The following is a 9,159-nucleotide window of genomic DNA, read 5'->3' as shown; positions in this document are numbered from 1 at the left end:
GTCACACCTGTTCCCATCTCGAACACAGAAGTTAAGCACTTTAGCGGCGACAATATCTAGCCCAGCGTTAGTGAAGATAGCTCATTGCCAGGTAATTCGACATCCATTTGGATGTCTTTTTTTTATGCATCAATATAAAAAAACCCCGTTATAACGGGGCAGATGTTAGCGATACATTATTTGTTTTCGATTTGGTCCGTTTGAAACAATCGCTATTCTTGTATCAATTAGTCTCTCTAGTTCTTCGATATAGGCTATACATTTTTCAGGAAGATCTTCGTATGTAGATATTTGGGTAATATCAACATTCCATCCTTTGAATGATTTGATTATTGGTTTTGCAGATTCGAGCTCTGTAATATTGCCAAATCGTGTGGAAACTTCGCCATTATACTCATACGCGACAACAACTTTAATTTCATCAAGATATGATAGTACATCAATGTTTGTTAATGCTACATGCGTTGCACCTTGAACCTTGCATCCATATTTAGTTGCAACAGCATCAAAGTAGCCTACACGTCTTGGACGACCGGTATTTACGCCGTACTCACCAGCATCACCGCCTCGACGTCGAAGCTCTTCTGCTTCTTCATCGAATATCTCAGATACAAAAGCGCCTTCTCCAACACAACTGGAATATGCCTTTGTTACAGCCCATACTTCATCTATTTTATGTGGTAATCCCGCTCCGACAGTTGCATAATGTGCAAGCGTTGACGAAGATGTAGAATATGGATAAATTCCAAAGTCAGGATCTCGTAAAGCCCCGAGTTGACCTTCGAATAAAATATTCTTTCCTTGGCTATGCATGTCATTCAAGTATGTAAATGTGTCTATTACAAATGGCTCAATTGTATTACGATACTCAATTAATTCATTCAATATTGAATTCTTATCTAAGGGTTCATGTCCGTAAAGATTAACAAGGAGCGTATTTTTGATATCTAAAATACGTTCGACTTTAGATTCTAACCATTTTTCATTAAATAGTTCTGCCACTTGAAATCCGATTTTTGCGAATTTATCAGAGTAGAATGGAGCGATACCTGACTTTGTTGATCCAAATTTTGCATCAGCAAGTCTTGTCTCTTCGAGTTCATCAAAAAGTTTATGATAACTCATGACAATTTGTGCTCGATCGCTTACAACAATTTTAGGCTTAACTCCACGATCTTCCAGTTCTTTAAGTTCTTTCATCAATGCAGGGATATTAAGTGCAACACCATTTCCAATTACATTTGTTGTATGCTCATAAAATACTCCAGATGGTAGCATTTTTAGTGCGAATTTCCCTTGATCATTGATAATTGTATGACCAGCGTTGTTTCCGCCTTGAAATCTTACAATAATATCAGATTCATTTGCGAATACATCAGTAAGCTTACCTTTACCTTCATCGCCCCAGTTTGCGCCAACAATTGCTTTTATCATATAGACCTCCTGAAAAGCAAAACGAGGCACCTTGGTGCCTCGTCGTACACGAATAAGACTAACAAAAATCATTTTCCATGTCAAACAAAAAATTATTTGATTACTTTAATATTATCAGAATGATTTACAATTACGGGAGAATTTTGGAGGAAGTAATTCATAATAGTATCGACCATTTCCTCCTGAATCTCTTGAACTGTCGGACAATCAGCAACCATTGTATAATTTCCGCCGCCCATTGCTCTATAATTATTTGTAACTAAGTTTAGTGTATCTTCGTCATTAATTTCTATTCCATTTCTAGTAATTATTTCGACGCGTTGTCCTCTTGGCTTTGATACGTTGATTGTATATTCAATGCCGTCTAGCATGTCATAGTTATAGTGCTGAGGTTTAGGACTGATAAATTCAGGAGAAGGAACGATATTCCCTTCATCATCAAGAGCAAAATAGTTTGCGCTAAATTCGACCATTTCTTTTAATGATTTACCGGTCATTTTTTTCACGACCAATGTGTTTGGGTATAAGTATGTACTTACGAGCTCTCGCATTGTAATTTCAGAATTGAATCCAGTTGCCCCATTAAACAGTGCTACTGATGATACATCGGCTTTACTACGATCCAACTGGACTTGATTAAAGAATGAGACAATCGGATGCTTATGAACTCTTGCATCGAGTTCATCTTCAATCACAAGGGAAGGAGAGTTTGCATCTAGTTTTCCGACGGGCTGATCGAGCCAGGTCTGAACGTTGTCTTGAATAATTTGGTACTGTTGCAGCAATGATTCATCAACTGGTAAATCATAGACTTTATGAAGTTGTGCACTTTTTTCACCAGTTTCTAAATCCAAATCAATTGTAATATATTCTTGCCCTTTAAAAGTATTTTGAGTAACAAGAACGCCATTAACAACTTCAACAAATGAGCGATGTTGATGTCCCGTAATCAGAATATCTAATCCATCTATTTTTGTCATTTCGTACCCTTGGTTCTCACCAGTTAATCGTTCTGTTGGTTCACCGCTTTTCGGGTCGCGTTCAAGGCCACCATGATAAAGTGCAATTACAAAGTCCACAGAATCTTTGACACGTAAAACTTCTGTTTGCAGTTGGGAGAGCGCATCTCTAAATGTCATATTTTCTATGTATGCTGGACGTTCCCAATTCGGAATGTAATGTGTTAAAACGCCAATTAATGCAATTTTTTTTCCACCTTTTTCAATAATTTGTGTATTTCCAAGCTGTCTACCCTCAATATCAACATTAGACGTAAGTAGCGGTGCTTTGTTTTCACTAATAAATTTTTTAAGAATATCAGGACCATAATTAAAATCATGATTTCCTAAATTTATGAAATCATACTTAAGAGCGTTAAACGCTGCAGCAGTCGGATTCATGTAGCTATCTGCATTTTGATGTGCAAAAGTAAGTAGTGGCGTTCCTTGAAATGAATCACCGTTGTCGACGAGTAAAATATCATTGTTTTCTCGGAGGGAATGGATTGCGGAAGCAATTCGTGCTAGACCATAGCTCTCGATATTATCGCGACTTGTATAGTTTGTTGGAAAGATATTTCCATGTAAATCAGTTGTTGCTAATATTTTCATTTTCATATTTATCACCTTTATCAATTATACTAAATTTATTGATTGAAAGGGAATAAAGCTGTATTTAATCTTATAATATCTAAAAATATTCACGGTTTTTGACTTTTGCATTAAAGTATCGGTATTTTGTGAAATATGTTGAACAAATTGTGTCAAAGTATGCTAAAATCAACACATACAGAAAGGAGAAGTCAATGAATCGATCAGATAAAGTCTTCATCAGCATCGTGTTTATTTTAAGCGTTGCATTATTCCTATCGACTGGGAAGTTAGTCGAAACAGTGAATGCTGATTTAACCCAGGCAGTTGTGACTTTCAAGGATAAGGAAGTCTTGCGTATAAATATGAATAAGGACGAGTTCTACACTGTTTCAGGTGAACTTGGTGATGTCGTGGTCGAAGTCAAAGATGGCAAGATTCGTGTTGCCGAAGAGATTTCTCCTTTAAACTATTGCTCACTTCAAGGATGGGTGGATAAAACGAATGTCCCAATTGTTTGTTTACCTAATAAAATCCTAATTGTAGTGGAAGCAAATCAAGCAGCAACTGACGAAGATATTATTATTCGATGACAATCAGAAATAAAACACAACGCATGACTGTTTTAACTATGCTCGTTGGCATGGCTCTAATCGTCAATATGATGGAACCCGTGTTTGTAATTGGGTTACCAGGAGTTAAGCTTGGCTTAGCGAACGTTTTGGGACTGTTTGCTCTATATATTTTTGGAGCTAAAGAAATTTTCATCGTCAATATTATGCGTGTTGTGATTGCATCACTCATGCGTGGTACATTTTTAGTGGGCACAGGTTTCTGGTTAGCCTTAATTGGTGCTATACTCAGTAGTGCTGCTGTGGTAGTGTTTCATAAATTCACAAATATGTCTGAGATTGGAATTTCTACAGTTTCAGCAACCTTTCATAATTTAGGACAAATATTTGTAATTATATTTATAACGGATATGCCGCTCATGATTACATGGCTTCCTGTAATGTTACTAACAGGGTTACCTACAGGTGTATTAACTGGCTACTTGGTCCAATCAATTCTTAAAAAATTTAAGAGATAGTGATTAGGAGTAGTGGTAATGAACCAAATTAAATTTATAAAGAATTATACACAGGGATACAAACGTAACCTAATTTATATGGTTATTGCAACATTTGTTTATGTTGCTGTCGTTCTTGTGAATCCACTGTTGTTACAATTCACAATTGATAATGTAATTAATATGGATCCAATCACCAGCTCGGTGTGGATTCGATTTTCTGAGTTTTTTGGTGGTATAGCAACGATTCACAATAATTTGTGGATTATTGCTGGAGTTTTAGTTGGACTTAACGTCATTAGTAGTATCATGTTGTACTGGCGCGGTCATTCAAATGGTATTTTTGCAGAAGTGTTTACTGAACGATTGAGAAATCATCTCTATGATCATCTACAAAAATTACCATATGCGTACCATGTACGCGCAAAAACAGGTGATTTAATTCAACGTTGTACTTCAGATGTTGATACAATTAATAGATTTTTAGCGAATCAAATACGGGAATTTGTTTATGCTATTTTTATGGTTGTCATTTCATTAACAGTAATGGCTCAAATTAGTATTAAAATGACGCTCATCTCGATGATAGTTTTTCCATTTATCTTTTTCTTTGGATTCTTGTTTTTTAAGAAAATGCAAGAAGTATTCAAGGAGAGTGATGAAGCGGAGGCTGCATTATCAGAAGTTTTCAAAGAGTCATTAGATGCAGTTCGAGTTGTTAAAGCTTTTAACCGCGAACGCTTTGAACTTGATAAATTCACGGAAAAGAATATAGAATATCGCGATAAAACAAAACATCTTATTTGGCTGCTTGGAGTTTATTGGGGCACGTCAGATTTACTTTGTTTCTTGCAAATTCTTGCTGTGTTAGTCGCAAGTATTTTTGAAGTTAGAAGTGGTGCGCTTACAATTGGACAGGCAGTCGTGTTTGTAACATATATTAGTACAGTGTTATGGCCGATTCGTAATGTTGGACGGATTCTTTCGGATATGGGGAAAGTAACAGTCTCAATTGACCGTCTCAATGAAATCTTAGAAATTGATATCGAACAGCTTGAAGAAGGAGAAACACCTCAAATTGCTGGTGGAATCACCTTTGATAACGTCTCGTTTATGTATGATGATGGGAATGAGTGGGTTCTTCGTAACGTCTCATTTGATATCAAGGCTGGAGAAACTGTGGCTATTATGGGACCTACGGGTTCTGGAAAATCTAGTCTGGTGCATTTGCTAACTCGAATTTATGATGCAACGGAAGGTATGATTCGCTTCGATAATCATGATATTACGTCATTATCACCACGTTATGTGCGTGAAAATGTTGGAATTGTCTTGCAAGAACCGTATCTATTTTCGAAGTCAATTTACGATAACATCCGTGTTGCGACGCCGTATGCGAGTGAGCATGATGTTTATGAGGCGGCTCGTGTTGCCTCTATTCATGATGTAATTGCAGGTTTTGACCAAGGCTATAATACCGCAGTTGGAGAGAAGGGTGTTACATTAAGTGGTGGTCAGAAGCAACGTGTTGCGATTGCAAGAACAGTCATTAACAAACAACCTATTGTAATTTTTGATGATTCACTGTCTGCTTTAGATACTGAAACTGATTCAAATATTAGAAATGAATTAAAACGTGCAAAATCTACTGCGACAACGTTGATTATCACACACCGTGTTAATTCAGCACAAACCGCGGATAAGATTATTGTAATTAATAATGGTCGTGTGGAACAAATCGGGACACATAATGATCTAATCGCTCAGAAGGGGCTATATCAAACTATTGCCAACATTCAGAGCAATCAGTTTGGAGGTGATCAATAATGAATCCAGAGTATGAAGAAGAAATTTTTGATGAAGAAACGCTGGATACTGGTCTATGGCGGAAAATACTTGGTTTACTTGCACAAAGTAAGAAGCGTATGTTTATTGCACTGTTTATCGTTTTAGGTGAGTCTGCAATTGGTGTAACATTACCCTTGCTCAATCGACATGCTATTGATGTATTCTATATAGGACAAGGGACAACGCAAGACATAATTCTATTTGGACTTGCTTATGCAGGATTGGTTATCATCCAAGCTTATCTGATCTATCAATTTATTTATCAAAGTGGATTGATTGAAATGGATGTTAGTTACCATACACGTCAGAATGCAATGAAGAAGTTGCAAAACTTACCGTTTTCGTATTATGATCGAACACCGAGTGGTTGGATTATGGCACGGGTTACTAGTGATATTTCTCGCTTGTCGGAAATCTTGTCATGGAGTTTTGTAGATTTAATCTGGGGTGTATTTATGATGATCATGCTAGCGATTGTCATGTTTGTAACAAATTGGAAACTTGCATTAGTTGTTGTGTCGGTAATTCCATTTATTTACGGCGTTAGCACATGGTTCCAACGTCGCATCTTACGAAGCTATCGAAAATCTCGAGCAGTGAACTCAAAAATAACGGGTGCTTTTAGTGAGGGAATATCGGGAGCGAAAACAACAAAGACAATGGCATTGGAAGAATTGCATTTTTCAGAGTTTAGTGTTCTCACATCTGAAATGCGTTCGCGTACGATGCGTGCAATTATCTTAAGTTCGCTTTACTTTCCTGTCATCATTATTGTCACGTCGTTAGGAAGCGCTGGCGTAATCTCTATCGGTGGAAATATGGTTATTCAAGGTCTTGTCCAATTTGGTACGTTAATTCTCTTTAATCAGTACGCAGGACAGTTCTATGAACCATTACGTAACATTGCGAATATATTAGCTTCGTTACAAATGGCACAGGCGTCTGCTGAACGTGTTCTTTCATTGCTTGAAATCGAACCCGATCTTGTGGATCGTGATGATGTTATTGCAAAATATGGTACGATACTTGAACCTAACGAATCCGTATATGAAGATATTGTAGGGGACATCGAATTCAAAGATGTTGACTTTTACTATAATCCTGACGAGCCAATTCTAAAGAATTTTAATCTTAAAGTGAAACCGCGTCAGAGGGTCGCTTTAGTTGGAGAAACTGGATCGGGTAAAAGTACAATTGTTAATCTGATTTGTCGCTTTTATGAACCTAAGGCTGGTGAACTGTTGATTGATGGGGTTGATTATCGAGATCGTTCGATTGGATGGCTTCATTCACATCTAGGTTATGTACTTCAAGCTCCGCATCTGTTCTCAGGTACTATTAAAGATAATATCCGTTATGGTCGTCTGGATGCTACTGATGAGGAGATAATCGAAGCGTCTAAATTGGTGAACTCGCATAGTTTCATTATGCAAATGGAAGATGGGTATGATACTGATGTCGGTGAAGGTGGTGGACGTCTTTCAACAGGACAGAAACAACTTATTTCCTTTGCGCGTGCATTGCTTGCAAACCCTTCAATCTTTGTGTTGGATGAAGCAACATCATCCATTGATACAGAGACTGAGGCAATTATTCAGTATGCAGTTGACACCGTATTAAAAGAGAAGACGAGTTTTATCATTGCTCACCGTCTATCAACTATTGTTAATGCGGATCGCATACTCGTTGTTAAAAAGGGAGAAATCATTGAGGATGGAACACATGAGGAGCTCTTAGCTGCTAAAGGTTACTATCATAGATTGTATACCAATCAGTTCAATGAAACCTTGCAAGATCAACTCATGTCTAACTTATAAGTGCCTTCGGGCACTTTTTTCTATCATAAGAAGTGATAACTGAGAAATGTTGTGGTATGATATTACGAGTAAAACAACTCATGATTTTGAGGAATCATCACAATGAGATTAAAGTTGTAGAAATAAGGAGAATATAGCATGGATAAAAATAATTTTAAGTTGGAAGAGGCGTATGGTGATGTAAATTTAAGTATGCTTGCAGATTTCACACTTACAAATGGAATTTCAGGACACGAGCGTGAAATCGCGGAAGTATATCGCAATTGGACAGAAGATGCTGCTGATGATATCTCATATGATAATTTGGGATCAATCATTGCGCATAAAGAAGGTGTTGCAAATGGACCTAAAATTATGTTTGCGGGTCATATTGACGAGATTGGTTTTTTAGTAAAATCAATTGATGCAAATGGATTTATTCGCCTTCACCCAGTAGGTGGTTGGTGGCCTCATGTATTGCTATCACAACCTGTGACTGTCACAACACGAAAAGGGGCAGCCTATGTTGGTGTAATCGGTTCAAAAGCTCCTCATGGAATGCCTGTTGCAGTTCGTAACAAAGTTATGGAACTTAAAGACTTGTATGTTGACATGGGTGTAAACAGTAAAGAAGAACTCGAGTATCTGGGTGTTCAAGTTGGTGATGCTATAACACCAAAAGCTGATTTCCATGTATTAGCTAACCCTAACTACCTCATGTCAAAAGCGTGGGACAACCGTATTGGGGCAGCTATTTCAGCTGAAGTTATTCGTCAATTAAAAGAAGAAAAGACAGATGCACATATTTATTCAGTGGGAACTGTTCAAGAAGAGGTTGGACTTCGTGGTGCTAAGACTGCTGCGCAAAAGATTAATCCAGATATTGCCGTAACTATTGATACGACAATTGCACAGGATACACCTGGTGAAGATAACCGTATTAAATTAGGTGTAGGTGTAACTCTCGAAGTTATGGACGCATCTTATATCGGCCATAAAGGGCTGCTATACTACCTACAAGATCTGAGTGATGAATTGGGTATCGATTACCAGTTTGAGCTCTTAGCAGCGGGTGGTACTGATTCTGGTGAAATTCATAAAGTTCACGATGGTGTTATTACACTTTCAATCTCTATTCCTACGCGTTATATTCATTCACATTACGGTATTATTCACCGTAAAGATTATGTAGACACTGTAAAACTCCTCACGGAATTCAGTAAGCGTGTCAATGCATCAGTGCTTGAAGACTTACAAAACTACAAACGATAATCTAAAAACTACTTTAAAAAGTAGTTTTTCTTTTATCAAATCTCAACCGCACCACTATTCATTTTTAAAAATTCTATCTCATAAGCAGTTTTAAAGTCAAATATTTTACGCGGCATTGAGTTGATTTTAAAGGCAATGTCATCTAGATATT

The 9,159-nt window shown here is 37.2% G+C and carries 7 protein-coding genes, 1 rRNA gene and 1 pseudogene; 6 read left to right on the top strand and 3 right to left on the bottom strand.

All coding sequences use genetic code 11. The features are described 5' to 3' along the window. Positions 1 to 93 (top strand): 5S ribosomal RNA (gene rrf / locus GVV19_RS10975); the annotation flags it as partial. Between the two features lie 72 nt (positions 94 to 165). Here the strand turns inward: rrf and GVV19_RS10630 are convergent. After that, positions 166 to 1,434, bottom strand: coding sequence for an adenylosuccinate synthase (locus tag GVV19_RS10630; protein ID WP_159639984.1), 1,269 nt, complete (start codon positions 1,432 to 1,434; stop codon positions 166 to 168). Between the two features lie 92 nt (positions 1,435 to 1,526). Next, positions 1,527 to 3,050, bottom strand: coding sequence for a bifunctional metallophosphatase/5'-nucleotidase (locus tag GVV19_RS10625; RefSeq protein ID WP_159647512.1), 1,524 nt, complete (start codon positions 3,048 to 3,050; stop codon positions 1,527 to 1,529). Between the two features lie 188 nt (positions 3,051 to 3,238). On the opposite strand from GVV19_RS10625, the gene GVV19_RS10620 reads away from it, so the two are divergent. The 5 genes from GVV19_RS10620 (at position 3,239) to GVV19_RS10600 (ending at position 9,008) form a co-directional block, all read left to right on the top strand. After that, positions 3,239 to 3,616, top strand: coding sequence for a NusG domain II-containing protein (locus GVV19_RS10620; RefSeq protein WP_159638043.1), 378 nt, complete (start codon positions 3,239 to 3,241; stop codon positions 3,614 to 3,616). Continuing rightward, positions 3,613 to 4,113, top strand: a complete 501-nt coding sequence (locus GVV19_RS10615) for a Gx transporter family protein (protein ID WP_159638045.1) — start codon at positions 3,613 to 3,615, stop codon at positions 4,111 to 4,113. The genes GVV19_RS10620 and GVV19_RS10615 overlap by 4 nt, the downstream gene beginning before the upstream one ends. A gap of 18 nt (positions 4,114 to 4,131) precedes the next feature. Continuing rightward, positions 4,132 to 5,919 (top strand): ABC transporter ATP-binding protein, encoded by a 1,788-nt coding sequence (locus GVV19_RS10610; RefSeq protein WP_159639988.1) that lies wholly within the window; start codon positions 4,132 to 4,134, stop codon positions 5,917 to 5,919. Beyond that, entirely contained in the window at positions 5,919 to 7,757 is a 1,839-nt protein-coding gene (locus GVV19_RS10605; RefSeq protein WP_159647510.1) for an ABC transporter ATP-binding protein, read from the top strand. Before GVV19_RS10610 ends, GVV19_RS10605 begins: the two co-directional genes overlap by 1 nt. 138 nt (positions 7,758 to 7,895) lie before the next feature. Further along, positions 7,896 to 9,008, top strand: coding sequence for a M42 family metallopeptidase (locus GVV19_RS10600; RefSeq protein WP_159638051.1), 1,113 nt, complete (start codon positions 7,896 to 7,898; stop codon positions 9,006 to 9,008). Between the two features lie 35 nt (positions 9,009 to 9,043). Here GVV19_RS10600 and GVV19_RS10595 read toward each other — a convergent pair. Beyond that, positions 9,044 to 9,159: pseudogene (locus GVV19_RS10595) on the bottom strand (IS30 family transposase); the annotation flags it as partial.

The organism is Erysipelothrix anatis (assembly GCF_009828745.1).
Taxonomy (GTDB): domain Bacteria; phylum Bacillota_I; class Bacilli_A; order Erysipelotrichales; family Erysipelotrichaceae; genus Erysipelothrix; species Erysipelothrix anatis.
Note: the sequence above shows the minus strand (reverse complement) of the source record. Positions and strands in the feature narration are given on the sequence as shown.

Excerpts from the sequence above, each read along its gene's own strand:
- GVV19_RS10630 (WP_159639984.1), bottom strand. The coding sequence starts at position 1,434 with ATGATAAAAGCAATTGTTGGCGCAAACTGGGGCGATGAAGGTAAAGGT.
- GVV19_RS10625 (WP_159647512.1), bottom strand. The coding sequence starts at position 3,050 with ATGAAAATGAAAATATTAGCAACAACTGATTTACATGGAAATATCTTT.
- GVV19_RS10620 (WP_159638043.1), top strand. The coding sequence starts at position 3,239 with ATGAATCGATCAGATAAAGTCTTCATCAGCATCGTGTTTATTTTAAGC.
- GVV19_RS10615 (WP_159638045.1), top strand. The coding sequence starts at position 3,613 with ATGACAATCAGAAATAAAACACAACGCATGACTGTTTTAACTATGCTC.
- GVV19_RS10610 (WP_159639988.1), top strand. The coding sequence starts at position 4,132 with ATGAACCAAATTAAATTTATAAAGAATTATACACAGGGATACAAACGT.
- GVV19_RS10605 (WP_159647510.1), top strand. The coding sequence starts at position 5,919 with ATGAATCCAGAGTATGAAGAAGAAATTTTTGATGAAGAAACGCTGGAT.
- GVV19_RS10600 (WP_159638051.1), top strand. The coding sequence starts at position 7,896 with ATGGATAAAAATAATTTTAAGTTGGAAGAGGCGTATGGTGATGTAAAT.